Source organism: uncultured Vibrio sp. (assembly GCF_947488985.1).
Classification (GTDB): domain Bacteria; phylum Pseudomonadota; class Gammaproteobacteria; order Enterobacterales; family Vibrionaceae; genus Vibrio.
Genome location: NZ_CANLBV010000089.1, coordinates 1 through 16,383 on the forward strand (window position 1 = coordinate 1; position 16,383 = coordinate 16,383).

General features: G+C 45.5%; 12 protein-coding genes and 1 pseudogene. 8 read left to right on the forward strand and 5 right to left on the reverse strand.

The window, feature by feature from the left end:
- Positions 1–256 precede the first annotated feature (256 nt).
- On the forward strand, positions 257–601 hold the full coding sequence (locus Q1A70_RS15760) for a YajD family HNH nuclease (RefSeq protein WP_299693625.1): 345 nt from the start codon (positions 257–259) through the stop codon (positions 599–601).
- A 349-nt stretch (positions 602–950) separates the two neighbouring features.
- Here the strand turns inward: Q1A70_RS15760 and Q1A70_RS15765 are convergent, their stop codons facing one another.
- Entirely contained in the window at positions 951–1,346 is a 396-nt protein-coding gene (locus tag Q1A70_RS15765) for an NADH:ubiquinone oxidoreductase (RefSeq protein WP_299693627.1), read from the reverse strand.
- Between the two features lie 598 nt (positions 1,347–1,944).
- On the opposite strand from Q1A70_RS15765, the gene Q1A70_RS15770 reads away from it, so the two are divergent.
- Complete coding sequence (locus Q1A70_RS15770; RefSeq protein WP_299693630.1) at positions 1,945–3,183, forward strand: OFA family MFS transporter; 1,239 nt, start codon at positions 1,945–1,947, stop codon at positions 3,181–3,183.
- A 75-nt stretch (positions 3,184–3,258) separates the two neighbouring features.
- Entirely contained in the window at positions 3,259–5,613 is a 2,355-nt protein-coding gene (locus tag Q1A70_RS15775; protein ID WP_299693633.1) for a fatty acid cis/trans isomerase, read from the forward strand.
- A 140-nt stretch (positions 5,614–5,753) separates the two neighbouring features.
- Here Q1A70_RS15775 and Q1A70_RS15780 read toward each other — a convergent pair whose 3' ends face one another.
- Complete coding sequence (locus Q1A70_RS15780; RefSeq protein WP_299693636.1) at positions 5,754–6,686, reverse strand: LysR family transcriptional regulator; 933 nt, start codon at positions 6,684–6,686, stop codon at positions 5,754–5,756.
- Between the two features lie 105 nt (positions 6,687–6,791).
- Here Q1A70_RS15780 and Q1A70_RS15785 point away from each other — a divergent pair, with 105 nt between their 5' ends.
- From Q1A70_RS15785 to Q1A70_RS15795, 3 genes are read left to right on the forward strand one after another with little or no spacing between them, the layout of a single operon-like run.
- Positions 6,792–8,111 (forward strand): cytosine permease, encoded by a 1,320-nt coding sequence (locus Q1A70_RS15785; RefSeq protein WP_299693639.1) that lies wholly within the window; start codon positions 6,792–6,794, stop codon positions 8,109–8,111.
- Positions 8,108–9,232 (forward strand): DUF917 domain-containing protein, encoded by a 1,125-nt coding sequence (locus tag Q1A70_RS15790; protein WP_299693644.1) that lies wholly within the window; start codon positions 8,108–8,110, stop codon positions 9,230–9,232. The genes Q1A70_RS15785 and Q1A70_RS15790 overlap by 4 nt, the downstream gene beginning before the upstream one ends.
- Positions 9,233–9,236: 4 nt before the next feature.
- Positions 9,237–10,817, forward strand: a complete 1,581-nt coding sequence (locus Q1A70_RS15795; protein WP_299693646.1) for a hydantoinase/oxoprolinase family protein — start codon at positions 9,237–9,239, stop codon at positions 10,815–10,817.
- Positions 10,818–10,940: 123 nt separating this feature from the next.
- On the opposite strand, the gene torS is transcribed toward Q1A70_RS15795, so the two are convergent.
- Positions 10,941–13,979: a TMAO reductase system sensor histidine kinase/response regulator TorS gene (torS, locus tag Q1A70_RS15800; RefSeq protein WP_299693649.1), complete on the reverse strand. Its 3,039-nt coding sequence runs from the start codon at positions 13,977–13,979 to the stop codon at positions 10,941–10,943.
- Between the two features lie 91 nt (positions 13,980–14,070).
- Between torS and torT the strand changes: the two genes are divergently transcribed.
- Together torT and Q1A70_RS15810 are read left to right on the forward strand one after the other, a co-directional pair.
- Positions 14,071–15,186, forward strand: a complete 1,116-nt coding sequence (gene torT / locus Q1A70_RS15805; RefSeq protein WP_299693656.1) for a TMAO reductase system periplasmic protein TorT — start codon at positions 14,071–14,073, stop codon at positions 15,184–15,186.
- Between the two features lie 50 nt (positions 15,187–15,236).
- Positions 15,237–15,692, forward strand: a complete 456-nt coding sequence (locus tag Q1A70_RS15810) for a methylglyoxal synthase (RefSeq protein ID WP_299693659.1) — start codon at positions 15,237–15,239, stop codon at positions 15,690–15,692.
- Positions 15,693–15,876: 184 nt separating this feature from the next.
- Here Q1A70_RS15810 and Q1A70_RS15815 read toward each other — a convergent pair.
- A pseudogene (locus Q1A70_RS15815) lies at positions 15,877–15,954 on the reverse strand (VOC family protein); the annotation flags it as partial.
- 87 nt (positions 15,955–16,041) lie between these two features.
- Positions 16,042–16,383 (reverse strand): transposase (locus Q1A70_RS15820; RefSeq protein ID WP_299693662.1); only part of this gene is annotated, 342 nt, incomplete at its 5' end.

The following is a 16,383-nucleotide window of genomic DNA, read 5'->3' on the forward strand; positions in this document are numbered from 1 at the left end:
TTTACTTTTGGCAAAGCAAATTATAACTCTTTACCATGCTATTCAAAAAACACTCACGAAAGATCAACACGCCCTAGATAAGTGCTGACTGAAACTTCAGTACAGTACTGCTAGAAAGTGCTTCAACGAAATACACCTTAGTGGAATACGTGCGCATACAAAACAGTACTAACCAATAATATTTGCTCACCACATACCGACAGGGTTAAGAAAGCTGTGATAAAATATCATCATTATAATTAATAAGGATTTGGCAATGTCTTCTGATTACACAGGCACAAGTGCAGCGTACGCTCGCCAAGAGAAGGGCTACCGAGAAAAGGCACTAAAGCTATACCCATGGGTTTGTGGTAAATGTGCACGTGAGTTTGTTTACTCAAACCTCCGAGAGCTCACCGTTCACCATGTAGATCACGACCATACAAACAACCCTGAAGATGGCAGTAACTGGGAGCTATTGTGCCTGTACTGTCACGATCATGAGCACTCAAAATACACAGATCATGAACGTTACGGCGTGGATGCAAAAGCGCGGTTGGACGATCACCAAACCGCAACGCATAACCCATTTGCTGAGCTCGCTAAATTGATGAAGAAGTAACGACCCTTTCTATCTTCATTGACTATAAAAGAAAATACCCCAAGTATGTCACCATGCTGGGGTATTTTCTCTGACTTGTGATACCAATCGTAGTCAATAACTGGTCACCCTAGCTTGTTAAAAACCTCGATAACGGCGTTAGAATTTTTGATTGTAGAATAAATACTTATCGAAACTTTTTGTTGAAAGAGCTGCCTTGTTCTCAAGCTTTTTTTTCTGCGCTATTTCTGAACACTTACTGTGATTGGTATCGCCGAGTTCTCTATCGCTAAGAGCAGAGCAAAAGCAAGATCAAAAAAACCTTCCGAAGAAGGCTTTTAAAAAATTAAATCTAAATACCCAAACTGAACTATGCGGCTGCTTGTTTGGCGGCTGCTTGTCTGCGAGACTCTTCAACCAATTTAGTGCGCTTTTTTAGTGTCAATTTATCGCGGTGGGCAAACAATACGTAAGAGACAACCACTAAGAAGAATAGGTAAGAAAGAGAGAAAACGAACGGCGATTGGATAATATCGTTCGAGATACCCCAAGAAACACCCACGACCGTTACCGCAACTTTCGCGAAGAAACCACACATCAATAGCACTAAAGCGAGTGGTGGGAAGCGTGTGCTGCGAAAAGCAAACCAGTAGCAACTTCCTACAGCCAATCCCGCTACATAGAAGCCGAATAAGAAAGAATGAATATGTTCGGCCGCTGCTACACCACCAGAAATTGACATCAATAAAATAAAAAACAGTTTCATAATACTCGCCTCACTAAATAAGTTAGAAACGCACACTTCAAATATGGAATCTCAGTTTTCGTAGCCATTTTCCCACTTTTTCTGGGTAACACAACCCCTCAATTTGAACAAAACACAAGCAAATCCAGTCGAAAAAAACCGACATTAACAAACACCTAACATCTTGTCTTTAATAAAACTCCGCTATCCCTTATCCCATATGGCAAAGCGTTATTTCGATTTATTTTGTTACACAAAATTAACCTCCGAAATTATTTTTAATTGTTTTTCACTCTGTGATGTGGGCACGGTATGTGTGCGTTTTAAAAAATAGTTGATCAGAACCCCCTGATTAAATTGACGAACAAGCGTAAAAGTAACAAAAACAAAAAGCACAAAAAAAACAATAAAAAAACCAAAACGAAACAAATCCTCAACAAGATGGGTTTTATTTTACCAAAAGTAGAAAAAGAGATTCCAATCACATTTTTATTGGTTATAATCCGCGCTCTTTTGCGCTATCCATTGATAAACGCAAACTAATTTTGAGAAAATAATTACTATCACCCGTCTTTCGTTACGTGGTCTCCATCGAACAATGACAAAACCGAGAATAAAAATGAGCAAGATTGATAAAGCAACACGTATCCTGCTAGCAGGCTTCTGTATCAACCTTTGTCTTGGCATCCTGTATGCCTGGAGTGTATTTAACAAAGCGCTAGTCACTGAAGCGGGTTGGAGTGCGGCTGAAGCCTCTTCACCATACGCTATTGCAACTATCACATTCTCCGTTTGTCTTCTTGTTGCTGGCATCCTTCAGGACCGCATGGGTCCACGTAAGATCCTTATCCTAGGTACGGTGCTAACTGGTCTTGGCATGATTGCTTCTGGTTTCGCAACAACGCCTATGATGCTGAACATCACCTTCGGTGTAATGACAGGTGCAGGTATCGGTTTCGGTTACGCATGTCTTTCTCCAGCGGCAATGAAGTGGTTCCACTCATCTAAGAAAGGTATGGTTAACGGTCTTATCGCAGCAGGCTTTGGTCTTGCCGCTATTTACCTAGCCCCAGTAACTTCAGCGCTAATCGACACTGTGGGTATTCAAACAAGCTTTATAATTCTTGGTGCAGGTGTACTGGCTATCGCCGTTCCTTTAGCTGCAACAATCAACAACCCACCAGCGAATTACACGCCAGCTGAGCCTAAAGTAAAAGCAGGCCAAGCACCTAAAGCAGTTCAGAAGACGGAAGAGCTTGGCTGGAAAGTCATGCTGAAAACGCCTCAGTTCTACTCGCTATGGATCATGTACGCACTTGCTGCTTCTGTTGGCCTAATGATCATTGGCAACATCACTACGATTGCTAGCGTTCAAGCTAACCTGCCTAATGCTGTTTACCTTGCATCTATTTTGGCTGTATTTAACTCAGGCGGCCGTGTTGGTGCGGGGATGCTTGCAGATAAAATCGGTGGTGTACGTACTCTACTGCTAGCGTTCATCCTTCAAGGCGCGAACATGGCTCTATTTGCTACGTTCAACTCTGAATTCACGCTAATCATCGGTACGGCTATTGCCGCTGTTGGTTACGGTACGCTTCTAGCTGTATTCCCAACCCTAACGGCTGAGTTCTACGGTCTGAAAAACTACGGTACTAACTACGGCGTGCTTTACACGGCATGGGGTATCGGCGGCGCTATCGGTGCTGCGGTTGTTGGTTTCTCAATGGCAAATGGCGAAGGTTACGGCCTAGCTTACACAATCTCTGCAGTAATGATGGCGGTATGTATTGTGCTTGCAGTTATAACAAAACCAATCTCTGAAGCTAAAATTGCTGAACTACAAGCATCACAAGCATAATCAAGAGAAACATTGAATTTGTTACTGAAGAGCTTAACCTTAGGGTTAGGCTCTTTTTATATCAAGAGACTTAGTATGAATTTCAATAAACTGTTTATTTTAGCTTTTGTTAGTGTGTTTTCAGGCTGTGCTGTCTATGCTGGTTTAAACTTTGACGAGCTGTTTGGTCAGCAACAGGTACGCGAGCGTCAAGTACCACTGGTTTCAGCGCAAGCCCAACATTTCATGAATGAAGTCAAACCGATCATTGATAACCGATGTGTGGTTTGCCATGCCTGTTACGATGCGCCTTGCCAGTTAAAAATGTCTTCCGTTGAAGGGATAGATCGCGGCGCAAGCAAGGAGCTAGTTTATCACGGTACACGCTTAACGGCATCTGCCCCTACTCGCTTGTTTGAAGATGCATTGACCACCCAAGAATGGCGCGACGCCGACTTTCACCCTGTACTTAACGAGCGCATCCAGAATTCAACCGCCAACCTTGATGCCGGGCTGGTTTCTCGGATGCTGAAGCAAAAAGAAAACCACCCTCTTCCTGATCAAGCGCAACTCGAAGGTTTTGATTTCTCAATCGACCGAGATCAACAATGCCCAACCATTGAGGAGTATGCCCAGTATGAAAAAGATTACCCGACCTGGGGAATGCCTTATGGGATGCCGAACTTAGACAAAACTGAGTTCGCAACATTAATGAGTTGGTTAGAGAACGGTGCGCTAATGAACGACCCTATTCCGCTGACTGATGCCGAGCAAGAAATGGTTCAGGTCTACGAACGCTTTCTCAATCAGAGTGACAATAAAAGCCAGCTATCAGCACGTTATATCTACGAACACCTGTTCTTGTCTCACGTCTATTTTTCAGACTTAAAACAGCCCGCTCGTTTCTTCTCAATTGTTCGCTCCGCTACCCCTCCCGGTGAGGCTGTGCAGCGTATTTCCACGCGTCGCCCCTATGATGACCCAGATGTTGATCGTGTTTATTACCGCCTCATTCCAGAGCAAGGTACTATCGTCGATAAAACACACATGCCTTTCGCGCTAAATAAAGCGCGCCTGCAAAGTTGGAACACTTGGTTTGTTGATGCCGATTACGAGGTAAAGCAACTCCCTAGCTATCATATTGATGTTGCAGCCAACCCGATGACGGCCTTTGACACGCTTCCGGTTAACTCTCGCTTCAAATTTATGCTAGATAATGCACAGAATACCATCATGGCGTTTATCAAAGGTCCTGTGTGTCGTGGTCAACTGGCACTCAATGTCATCAACGATCGCTTTTGGGTCGTCTTTATTGACCCAGACAAAGCCGATATACCAGAAATAAACCAGTTCTACGCTAGCCAAGAGAAGAATTTAAAATTGCCGAGTGAACTTGAGAGCAACACGCTGCCTGTCACAAACTGGGTAAGATACGCAAAGCAGCAAGCACGCTACCTCAATGCTAAATCTGACTTCACCAACCAATGGTTTAAAAATGGCGAAAACCTTGATATCGATGTAATTTGGGATGGTAATGGTACCAACCCAAATGCCGCGTTAACCATATTTAGACACTTTGACAGTGCGTCTGTTGTGCAAGGTTTGGTCGGGCCACAGCCTAAAACCGCATGGATTCTAGATTATGCGCTTTTAGAACGTATTCATTACCTTCTTGTGGCTGGTTTCGATGTCTACGGTAACTTTGGCCACCAACTGATCACCCGCATGTTTATGGATTTCCTACGCCTGGAGGGTGAGAGTAACTTCTTAACCTTACTGCCCAAAGACGTCAGACATGCGGAACACTCAAGCTGGTATCAAGATCAAAGCGTGCAACTGAGCGACTTCTTACAACGTAATATCGCGCATTTTGATCAACCAACTAGCGTCATTTACAAAACCGAAGATCCTAAGCGTGAGCTGCTTAATAAGATCAAAAATAAGCTAGATCCGGTTCTCAATAATCGTTTTGAGATTGTTGATACTGGCTTTGCTAAAAACAGTGAAGCACTCCTCAAGCAAGTCAGTCGAATTAAAGGGGAAGGCTTACGTCATGTCCCTCAATTAGTGATGATCATGATTGAAGGCGAAAACGGCAAAGAGCAGCTGTTTACCATGATTCACAATAACGCTCACAGTAATATTTCGAGCCTGTTCAATGAAGAGGGTAACCGCGATTACGCTAATGATGACTTAACGCTAGTACGCGGCGTCGTGGGTAGCTACCCAGAGGCTTACCTGTCATTAAAAGAAAGTGAGATTCCCGCTCTGGTTGTCATGCTGCAAAATCTCAGCAAAGAACAAGACTACATCGCGTTGCTTGATAAATTTGCAATACGACGCAGTTCTGACGAATTCTGGCCGTTCAGTGATCGTGTCCATCGTTGGTACCAACAAAACCAACCGATAGAGTTTGGTTTATTGGACTACAACCGCTTCGAGAATCGCTAGTCCACAGTTCAGAGTTAACACTTCGAATTGAAAACAGTGAATAAACCAATAAAACCTCTGAGGTGCCCACCCAGAGGTTTTTTCTATTTACGACGCCAGTATCTTGTAGTGACAACTCAACCACATATAAAGTGCTGGGTTTAGCTCAATGCTTGTCGTTGCTGTAACTCATCAAAAAACGCGCGTGCCGCCGGAAAAAGGGAATCTAAGGGCTGCTTCAACACCAGATAAAATTGACTTTTAAGCCGCCACTTATCCGGTTGAAGTGGGATTAGCGCTTGGTCATAGTGACCACGGTTGATCAAGTGAGAGGGCAAAAAGCTAAGGTGGGTCCCCGCCAATGTTAAGATCACGCCCGACTCAACATGCCAGCCATCGAACGGTTTTACCGAGTCGTACTGCTCGATATTCAGTACTCGAAACATCTCATCTTTGGCATAACCGCCCATATTGATGCGACAGCCATCCAGCGAGAAATCGTTGTCCATGATCTTCTCAGCCAGATCTTTACGCGCATACAGGTAGCTGTGCTCTTCAAACAGCGGGTATTTATGTTGAAACGCCGATTTTTGATGTGAACCCAGTACAACGATCATCATATCAATCTGGTTCTTTGCGAGCTTTTCATTGAGTTGCGTAAAATCACCCACATCGACACTCACCTCCACGCTATCACTGCGTTGGTAAAATGTCTCGATCGCTTTAGGCAATGGGTTATAAGGCAAAGTCACCGTGTTATCTAAACAGCCTATTCGTACGTGCCCAGAGAGCTCGGTCTGCACGCCTCTCAGCTTGTAGGCAAAATCGGTCAAGGTTGATTTGAGCTGGTTTGCATATTTATAGACCTGCTCACCTTCGTGGGTCAGCTTAAAGCCGCGTCGACCACGTTGGCATAATGTTAATTCTAGGCTTTTTTCTAACGCAATAAGTTGATTACTGAGTACTGGCTGGCTAATTCCGGTACTTGCAACCGCTTGATTAATACCACCTTGCTCAACAATTTCACAGAAAAGCTCTAATCTACGCAGGTCTCTTTTATCTAACCTATTGTTTATATTCACCTTAAGGCTCACATTTGATTTTCATTATGTTTATATCTGATTATATTCATTTATTAACCATAAATACATCAGTATGCTTTATTCACACTTATAGAATAACAATGCATGGATGGCGTTATGACAACAGAAGCGTGCGCGAGCAAAGCGACCGAAACAGAGAGCCACAATAAGATAAACGACTTTGAGCTGGAGCCTGTTCCCAAGCAAGCCAAACGCTCCTGGTGGGTGATCAGCCTTATCTGGCTAGCCATCGGCATCGATATTTCAGGGCTATTTTTGGGCTCAATTCTAAGCAGTGGTATTGGCTTTGAAGACGCACTGCTTGCTACGTTTGTGGGCTCAGGCTTACTGGCAGTGATCGCGATGTTGTGCGCCAATATCGGCTTTCAAGCTGGCGTCTCCACCCCCTTGGTCAGCAGTGCGGTTTTTGGTCGTAACGGCGGTAAAATCTTAGGTTTTATCAATGGCATCTCACTGGTCGGCTGGTTCGCTTTCCAAGCCGATTTCTTTGCTTTCATCATGGTTGATGCGCTTGCCAAGTACGACATTGTCATTTCACACCTCACCGCTTTGGTTAGCGGAAGTGTGCTGATGATGATGACCGCGATCTATGGTGTCCGCGCCCTAGGAAAACTCAGTACTTACTCAGTGCCTTTAATGGTCACTCTGATCACTATTGGCTTGTTTATGGCGGCTGACTATCAAGGCGGTGTAGCCCCTTCTATTGACGATCCTTTGACACTGGGTCAAGCGATCTCCTTTGTGATGTCGATTTGGATCTTAGCGGCGGTCGCTGCGCCGGATATTGCCCGCTACGCCAAAACACGTCGTGACGCAATTTTAGGCGCGGGGATTGGTTTTCTGGTTGGCAACAGTGCCATCATTCTTATCGCATTGATCTTGACCAAGATGACAGGCACTGACGACCTAGTTGAGGTATTCTTCACTCTAGGTTTAGGCATAGCGGCGATCATCGTACTCGTGTTTGCTCAATGGACGACCAACAGCAGCAACCTAACCTCTGGCGGTCTATGCATGTCAATGGTGTTACCAAAAGTCCCACGCCCTGTATTGGTTGTGATCATGACCATCGCAGGAATTGGTATTGCTCAACTCGGCATGGTGAACAAATTTACCGACTTCTTGATGTTACTCAGTGTGACTATCGCGCCCGCTGCTGGCGTCTACATCGTTCAATATTATGTTTTAGATTCAACAAAAATGAATTTTTCGAATATCCAGCAAGTTCCTGCTTGGATGTTTAAAGGCTTAGCTTCTTGGTCATTTGGCACCGCATTCAGCGCCTGTACTGCCCCTGAGTTCTTCAACCTATTTTCACTGACTAGCATCTCAGCGTTAGACGGCATTATTGCTGCCGGTGTTTTTTACCTAACGCTAGTGAAGCTGTCTCCTGCAAGTGCTAAGGAAAAACCGTGATTATTACTGAACAGATGATTGATGATATCGCACTCGGTGCTACTGTATTAGGCACTGGCGGCGGCGGTGACCCATACAGCGGCGCATTAATGGCTAAGGTTGCTATCGCTACGGCAAAACAGCCGGTACGTCTGATTCCTTTAGAAGAGGTACAAGACGATTGGATGACGGTGCCCTCTTCAATGATTGGCGCACCGACGGTAGCAGTAGAAAAACTCAATTCAAAAGACCAAATGTTGGTGGCTTTTGAGGCGATGGAAAAAGCTCTCGGCACTGAAGTGGCAGCCACCTTTCCTATCGAAGTGGGCGGTTTTAATTCGCTGATCCCGATCCTCGTGGCAGCGCAAAAGAACATTCCAGTGGTTGATTGTGATGCAATGGGCCGCGCATTCCCAGAAGCGCAGATGGTAACCTTCTTTCTTGATGGTCTCCCTTCAGCACCCAACACATTGGCCGACGAGCGTGGCAATGTGGTTACGCTCTACCCAATTGACGGCATTTGGTCTGAAAAATTTGCTCGCCCAATAACCGAGCAGATGGGCGGATCCGCAGCAATGTGTGATTACCCAATGAACGGCAAGAACCTAAAATGTAGTGCACTGCCTGCCACTCTGACTCAGGCAATGAAGGTTGGTGAGGCGATTAGACTGGCGAACGACAACAATCAGAGCGGCACCCAAGCCGTGTTAGACATTGTCGGCGGCCATACCATCATCAGCGGCAAGGTTGTCGATATTCAACGTGAAACCGATGGTGGCTTTGCAACCGGAGGGGTTGTGATTGAGAAACTGGCTCAGTTTGAAGATACCGGTGTTGATAACGTCTTTGTCCAATTCCAAAACGAATTGCTTCTTGCGCACAAAGGCACAAGCCGCGCAGACATGAGCCAAGATAATCTGCTGGCTTCAACACCGGACCTCATCTCGATTTTGGATCATGAAACGGGTAAACCCATCACCACCGAACAACTTCGTTACGGACAGCGTATCGATCTTATCGCCTACCCTTGTGACCCTAAGTGGCGCACAGATAAAGGTATTGAAGTCGCAGGGCCGGGTTACTTTGGCTACACGGTCGAATACCAAACCATTGAACAACTCAAGTCTGCATTGAAGAGGTAGCCGTATGACAAACATTACGCTGGATTACTGCCGCCTTGGCATTGATGTAGGGGGCACCAATACCGACGGAGTGCTGCTCGACGCAGACTTAAATGTGATTGCCAAGGTGAAAACCGCAACCACACAGGATATTTCAACTGGCATTGATAACGCGATTACTGCGTTATTAAGCCAAGCGCAGATTGGCGGTCAGCAAGTAAAACACGCGATGCTCGGCACCACTCAATGCACCAACGCAATCGTTGAAAGAAAAGGCTTAGACAGAGTTGGGATGATCCGTTTAGCTCTGCCAAGTGGTGACAGTGTTCCACCGTTATGCGGTTGGAGTAAAGCGTGGCAGGCACTGCTTGGTGGACACTTCTACCAAGCTCACGGCGGTTATGAATACGATGGTCAACTGATTGCCGACGTTCAAGAGTCTGAAATCCGCGAGCTGTGCCAGAAAATGGAAGGCCATGTGGATTCCATTGCTATCTGCGGTGTGTTCTCTCCCGTAAATGGCGACCAAGAGCTTCAAGTTGCACAATGGATTCAACAAGCACTTCCCGATGTAAGCTTATCGTTATCTCATAAAGTCGGCAGCTTAGGGCTTCTAGAACGAGAAAACGCGACTATCCTCAATGCGGCTCTGCAAAGCACAGCAAAACGATTCGTTGACGGCTTTTGTCATGCGTTGGTGAAGCATGAGATTCAAACCACGCCTTATTTCGGTCAGAATGACGGCACATTAATGTCGCAACAATTTGCGTTAATGTATCCGATCCTCACTGTCGCTTGTGGCCCAACCAACTCAATTCGTGGTGCAAGTCATCTCACCAAGCTAAAAGACGCAATTGTGGTCGATGTGGGCGGCACCACATCTGATATTGGCGTACTGACTCACGGTTACCCAAGAGAATCGAGCTTAGCCGTAGAAATCGGCGAAGTGAGAACCAACTTCCGCATGCCCGACATTTTGGCACTCGCCATTGGCGGCGGCACCAAGGTTCATCTAGGTCAGCAAAGCATCGAGTTAGGCCCTGAAAGTGTCGGCCACACCTTGACGCAAGCTGCACGAAGTTTTGGTGGTGATGAGCTGACACTCACCGACATTGCACTCAAAACCGGGCAAATGCAGTGGCAAGCAGGGCATCAACTGCGCGACGAAATCGGTATTTCTACCGAGCAAGCCAACCTGGTTTACCAACAGATGGTGACGGATGTTGAAGAAGGCATTGATAAGATGAAGACCTCTGCAGCAAGCGTCCCCGTGATCATGGTTGGCGGCGGCAGTGCACTGTTCCCCGATCATTTTGAGGGCGTCAGTCAAGTGGTTCGCCCAGAGCACTTTGAAGTTGCTAATGCTATTGGGGTGGCGCTAGGTGAAATCTCAGGGCAGTTCGATAAGATCGTATCAATCGAGCCAGCGTCTCGCGAACACACCTTAAACGATTTGGAAGAGCAGTCAAAACAACTGGCGATTGATGCTGGCGCATGCAGTGACAGTGTAACTATCATTGAGCGTAGCGAGATCCCGTTAAGCTATCTACAAGGCAACATGGTTCACGTGAAAATCAAAGCCGCTGGCCATATCAAGATGGCTTAGAAGCACTCTAAAACGCCTTACTTAGCGTTTGATTCGACAATGAAAAAAAGCAGGTCACTTCTTCATATTCAAACGGAGAAATAACCTGCTTTTTAGTTTTGGGGGTTTCGCCCAATAACCACTTTATAGCTGTTCTCGCAGCGCCGCGAGCGAGTCCTTCACCAGTTCAGATAAAGAATCCGCGTTATCACAATATTGAAGCAACGGGTCTTCACTCGCTTCAATGCTCTGGCATAAACTAAACAGTGCAGATAACCCTAGGCTGCCTGCCGACCCTTTCAGTTTATGCGCTAACGATTTAATGTCACGCGCGTTGTCCGATTTACTCGCCATAACAAGTTCGTTGATAGTCACTTGGCTGCTTTGGTCAAACAGACCAATAATCTGCACTATTTTTTCTCGACCGAGGATCGCTAAGTCATCTTTTATTACTTTCGGATCGATGATTGGCATAACCTGCTCACCTTGGCGATTTACCGAGTGTAGCTTAACTTGTGGCATGGAGTCTTCAAGCACCAGTGACGTTAAATCTCGCTTCTCCAGTTTAGACCTGAGTCTAGGTTGAAGGTTAACGCTAGCATCATCACCAATAACCTCTGACGGATCGGGTTGAGGCAGCAACAAGGTATGGCCGTCCAACTGTTCAACAATTAGCTGAGATAGGGCTTCTTTATCTAGTGGCTTAGGTAAGAAACCATCAAAGCCACTAGATAAGTAGCTTTCGACGTCTTCATTAAACACATGAGCCGATACTGCGATCATTGGTGGTTCTTTACGTGTTATGTCTTCTTCATTCTGGTGCTGAAGTACATCGTCTTTGAGTTGTTGAATTAACTCGACGCCATCGCAGTCCGGTAAGTTAATGTCCACCAGCGCGATATCGAAGGCTTGCTCACGGAATATCACTCTAGCTTGTTGTCCGGTGGTCGCGATCACAACCTCGTGGCCTAGGTTATGCAAAAAACCTTCAGCGACAATGCCGTTCACTGGGTTGTCTTCAACTAATAACACTTTCGCGCGAATACAGGTTTCGAGTACCGTTGCTTTCGTTTCCGTTTTCTCAACAACTTCTCTCTCATCCACTTCAAGCGGTACAGAGAACCAAAATTGACTGCCTTCACCCTGTTCAGAATAAACACCAATATCCCCCTTCATCGCCAATAGAATGCTTTTGCTGATCGCGAGGCCAAGCCCTGTACCGCCAGTTGTATTGCGGCCACTCTCAGTTTGGCTGAAGGCATCAAACAGGGATTGTTGCTCACTCTTACCAATTCCAGCCCCGGTGTCCGACACCTCAAACATAATGCGATGTGAGTCTTCAACATCTAAGCTGGTGTAAATGTCCACAGAACCACGGTGAGTGAACTTAATGGCATTACCAACCAGATTATTTAGGATTTGACTTAGCCGAGTTACGTCACCACGCCAGTATCGTTGCACATCACTTTCAATATGGACGTTAAAGTCGAGCTTCTTCTCGGCCGCACGCCCTTCCATCAACTGATAGGTATCTTGCACCATCTGATGCAAATCAAAGGACGCTATCCGTATTTCTAGGTGCCCGGCCTCAATTTTTGAGTAGTCCAGCACATCATTCAAGATCGCCAATAAATTCTTACCGCTGCGATTGATGATATCTGCATAACCAGACTGCAACGGGTTCAATCCTGTATCTTTGAGTAAGCGAGCGGTACCCAATACGCCATTCATTGGTGTTCTGATTTCATGGCTCATAGTGGCTAAGAAGGCAGATTTAGCGCGGCTTGCTTGCTCAGCAGCACGGCGCGCCTGAGCGTGATTAGTAACTTCTACATTTAATTTATCATTGGTCTGTTGCAACTGATAAGTACGCTCAGTAATCAGTTCTTCAAGCTGCTCTTTATGAAGTTCCAACTCTTGCTTGGCTTTGGCCTCACCAACCGCGACCACCTGCAACGCTTGAGCGGTATTTCTTGCTGTAATGATCGCCTCCCCCATGCGTGCAATTTCATCATTGCCTTTGACGGAGATATCAATATTGAGGCGTCCTTGAGCAATCGACATTAATGCCGAAGAATACTCGGTAAGGCGTTTAACAACTGAGACATACACTACCCGCCAAACGATCAACGCCACGATGACCAAGCCAATAACTGAGATCACCGATAGCGACCACTGAGCCAGTTTTAGGGTTGAGGTCAGCTCATCTACCGCTTGTTTGGTACTCAGGTTGGAGTCATCGACTAACTGGTTAACTGTGGTGTTTAATTGAGTAAAAAGTTGTAACGTATTCTGCATCAAAAGCTCTGATTTTTTTACATTCTCATACTGTTCAATAGAGAGATTAAATACAGCTTGTCGCTTATCAAGCTCATCAAGTAGTAATAGCATCTGCTCTAAACGGGTAGGATCCTCTACAACCTTAACTCGACGGTCCATGATCTTAAGGCTTTCCTCAAATTCGGATTGAATTTGATGGATACGCTCTAGGTTGGTCACGGTTTGCGTTTCTTCAATTAGATTCTGAATTTTAAAAGCAAGTAAGTGAAATTCATGTAGGCGTTCAGATAAGTCCAAGTCTACTTCAACCAATGCATCAAGCGCTTGGTAAGCCTTATCTGTCTGCTGGGTTTCAAGCAGATCATAGATGTGTGTTACGTTGGCAACCGCAATCGTGGAGGTGTTGAGTACTTGAGTACGAGTCAATTGCTCCAGCTCTTTCGCGATAAACTTCATTTCTTCAACACGCGTTTTCAGCTCTTTACTAAACCAAAGCCTACGTTCAACCGAGATACCGAGCTCTGCCAGCGTATTGATCACGCTTTCAACGTGGCTTTCCAGTTCATGCAATAGTTTGGAATCAAAACTGTCGACACCGAGATCTTTGATGTGGTTGAGCAGCGATTCAAGTTGACCAAATAAAACCACGCCTGCCTCTTGCCTCTCTTGCTCACTCTTAGCATTTGACAGGATTTGAACCGAAGAAATAATGCGGTTACTGAGCTCAGACACTTGTCTGGCTTCAATCATGGCGGGGAGCGCAGAATCGACAACGTTGCGCTCTGTTTTCGCCACAAAGCTAAAACCAGAAACACCGATCAATGCAGAGACAAGAACTAAGAGCGCCATGACCAAAAATGAAACCAGTAGCTTGCGTCCAATACTTGCTGTGGCTAACAACATATAACTTAAACCTTAAAGCGTTCTTCTTTACCCAACCAGAATACGCTATATTTTGGAGTGTTTCTTACCTAAAGCCAATAAATGCTCATTCATGCTATCTAAAACGCTTGCGACAACAATCATTTCCACTGTAGTTGGCTTATTGTCCAGTTTGGCGGTTGCGGCCCCTTCACTGTCAGAACCCCGACAGTCAGTCGCTTCACAGCTTGTCACTTCACAACCTGCGGCTCAGCAAACAGCGACGTCTCCAACCACAAAAGAGACTCATGTTGATTTACTGCCTGCCCCTAAGGCTGAGACTTCGTCCGGTGCAGAGAAAATTTGTGCGGTTTACCCACACCTCAAAGACTCTTACTGGCTATCCGTCAACTATGGCATGATCTCAGAAGCCAGAAGGCAGGGCGTCGAGCTAAGGGTTCTAGAAGCTGGCGGTTACCCTAATATTTCAAAGCAAGCCTCTCAAATGCAACTCTGTGTTCAATGGGGTGCCGACGCGATCATTTTAGGTACAGTCTCACCTGATGCTTATTACAACACGTTAACCCAATGGGTAGGCTCTACCCCGGTTTTCGCCACAGTCAATGAGTTGATTTTAAGCGAGCAACAACAGCAAGTATTAAAAGGGGTAGTAGGTGTCGACTGGTATCAGATGGGTTACGACTCTGGTCAATTTCTCAAAGAATTACACCCGACTGGTTCTGGTAAAATCGACGTAGCCTTACTACTCGGTCCCACAAAACCGATCGCAGACGGTTTCTACGACGCAATAGAGTCCAGTGACGTTAATGTTGCTGTCAGCTACTCGGCGGATAATGATAAAGAGTTACAAAGAAACTTCGTTCAAAAGGTCATTGAACGACCTGATATAAAATACATTGTTGGCAGTGCTATTGCGATAGAAGCGGCCATCAGTGAGCTTAGATCCGCCAATAAATCCAACAAAATAAAATTGGTTTCAACCTATCTTAGCCATGGAGTCTACCGTGGCTTACTACGTGACAAGGTTCTATTTTCACCAACCGACAAAATGGTTGAACAAGGACGCTTGTCCGTTGAACAATCCATCAAATATTTACGTTCAGAGCCATATGATAAATACGCGGCACCAGAGATAGACATTCTAACGCCATCAACGCTAAGAGATCACAAGATCACCGACTCACTGTCACCTTCTGAGTTTCGACCTGTATTCACTGTTGAACCTTAGTGATATATTCCTAGCAATCAAAGATTAAATCAATAATTTAGGGAACCTTGATGCAAAAAACCACACGTACCATGCCAGCGCATAAGAACATCGCGTTAGTCGCTCATGATAACTTCAAACCTGAGCTACTAAGATGGGTAAAAGAGAATAAAGAGAAGCTCCAAAGCCACTTCCTTTATGCGACAGGCACCACCGGTTCTGTACTAAGCAAAGAGACGGGCTTAGCAATCAAAAGTATGATCAGCGGTCCAATGGGTGGCGACCAACAACTTGGAGCACTGATTGCGGAAGGCAAAATCGATGTACTGATTTTCTTCTGGGATCCACTCAATGCAGTCCCACACGATCCGGATGTAAAAGCACTGCTGCGTATTGCAAGTGTGTGGAACATTCCAGTGGCAACCAACCGTGCTACCGCGAACTTCCTGTTCAACTCATCACTGCTTAGTCAAGAAGTGAACATCGAGATCCCAGATTACCAAGCGTACCTCGATGAGCGCACTTAAAAACCGTGCTTGCTACTCTTAAAAACGGTATTTGTACCCATAGCTAAACGAACAAACCACAAAGCCTGCTTAATCGCAGGCTTTTTTATCTAAGTGTTTAAATCAGTCGCTTAATAACGATTATATCGCTTTAACCACTAGAGATACGCTGGTTACCTGTCGCTGCATACCGCCATTTCGTTACCACTTGGCTGAAAAACGCCTTAGTTGCAGCGAGATCTCGCGCTGCAAACTCAATGTAGTTGATAGAGCCATGTTCCATATCTACGTCCTTGTACGTTCTACGTTACGAAATGGCGTTGTTGATCAAATCAGCTTGAAGAACAACAGTGCCATATATGACTATCCGTTAGTTTCTAACGGGCATACCTAGTCCTATGACTTTGTTTATAGCTTTAACATTCGCCATGATTTCACCCACTTGAGCGTTGTAACATCTCAGGCTCAGTTTGCCGCTTGTTAGTCCTTTATATCGAGACATTGCAGTCTCAGATATTGAGCGATAGTGATAACCAGATTCAGCTTTCCATTCCGCTATCGTCCCGCTTTTCAGAGCTGTTACTGCTTCATTTCTAGGATGCTCATCTTCCCAAAGCGCAGCATTCTTTCGAGGTGGTATCAACGGAGTACAGCCTTTGTTTTTCAAAGTCTCATGACAACTTTTTGTGTCATATGCTCCATCAGCAGATAC

What these genes read in the sequence shown, in the direction of transcription:
- Q1A70_RS15760 (WP_299693625.1), top strand. Translation starts at nt 257, where the DNA reads ATGTCTTCTGATTACACAGGCACAAGTGCAGCGTACGCTCGCCAAGAG.
- Q1A70_RS15765 (WP_299693627.1), bottom strand. Translation starts at nt 1,346, where the DNA reads ATGAAACTGTTTTTTATTTTATTGATGTCAATTTCTGGTGGTGTAGCA.
- Q1A70_RS15770 (WP_299693630.1), top strand. Translation starts at nt 1,945, where the DNA reads ATGAGCAAGATTGATAAAGCAACACGTATCCTGCTAGCAGGCTTCTGT.
- Q1A70_RS15775 (WP_299693633.1), top strand. Translation starts at nt 3,259, where the DNA reads ATGAATTTCAATAAACTGTTTATTTTAGCTTTTGTTAGTGTGTTTTCA.
- Q1A70_RS15785 (WP_299693639.1), top strand. Translation starts at nt 6,792, where the DNA reads ATGACAACAGAAGCGTGCGCGAGCAAAGCGACCGAAACAGAGAGCCAC.
- Q1A70_RS15795 (WP_299693646.1), top strand. Translation starts at nt 9,237, where the DNA reads ATGACAAACATTACGCTGGATTACTGCCGCCTTGGCATTGATGTAGGG.
- torS (WP_299693649.1), bottom strand. Translation starts at nt 13,979, where the DNA reads ATGTTGTTAGCCACAGCAAGTATTGGACGCAAGCTACTGGTTTCATTT.
- torT (WP_299693656.1), top strand. Translation starts at nt 14,071, where the DNA reads ATGCTATCTAAAACGCTTGCGACAACAATCATTTCCACTGTAGTTGGC.
- Q1A70_RS15810 (WP_299693659.1), top strand. Translation starts at nt 15,237, where the DNA reads ATGCAAAAAACCACACGTACCATGCCAGCGCATAAGAACATCGCGTTA.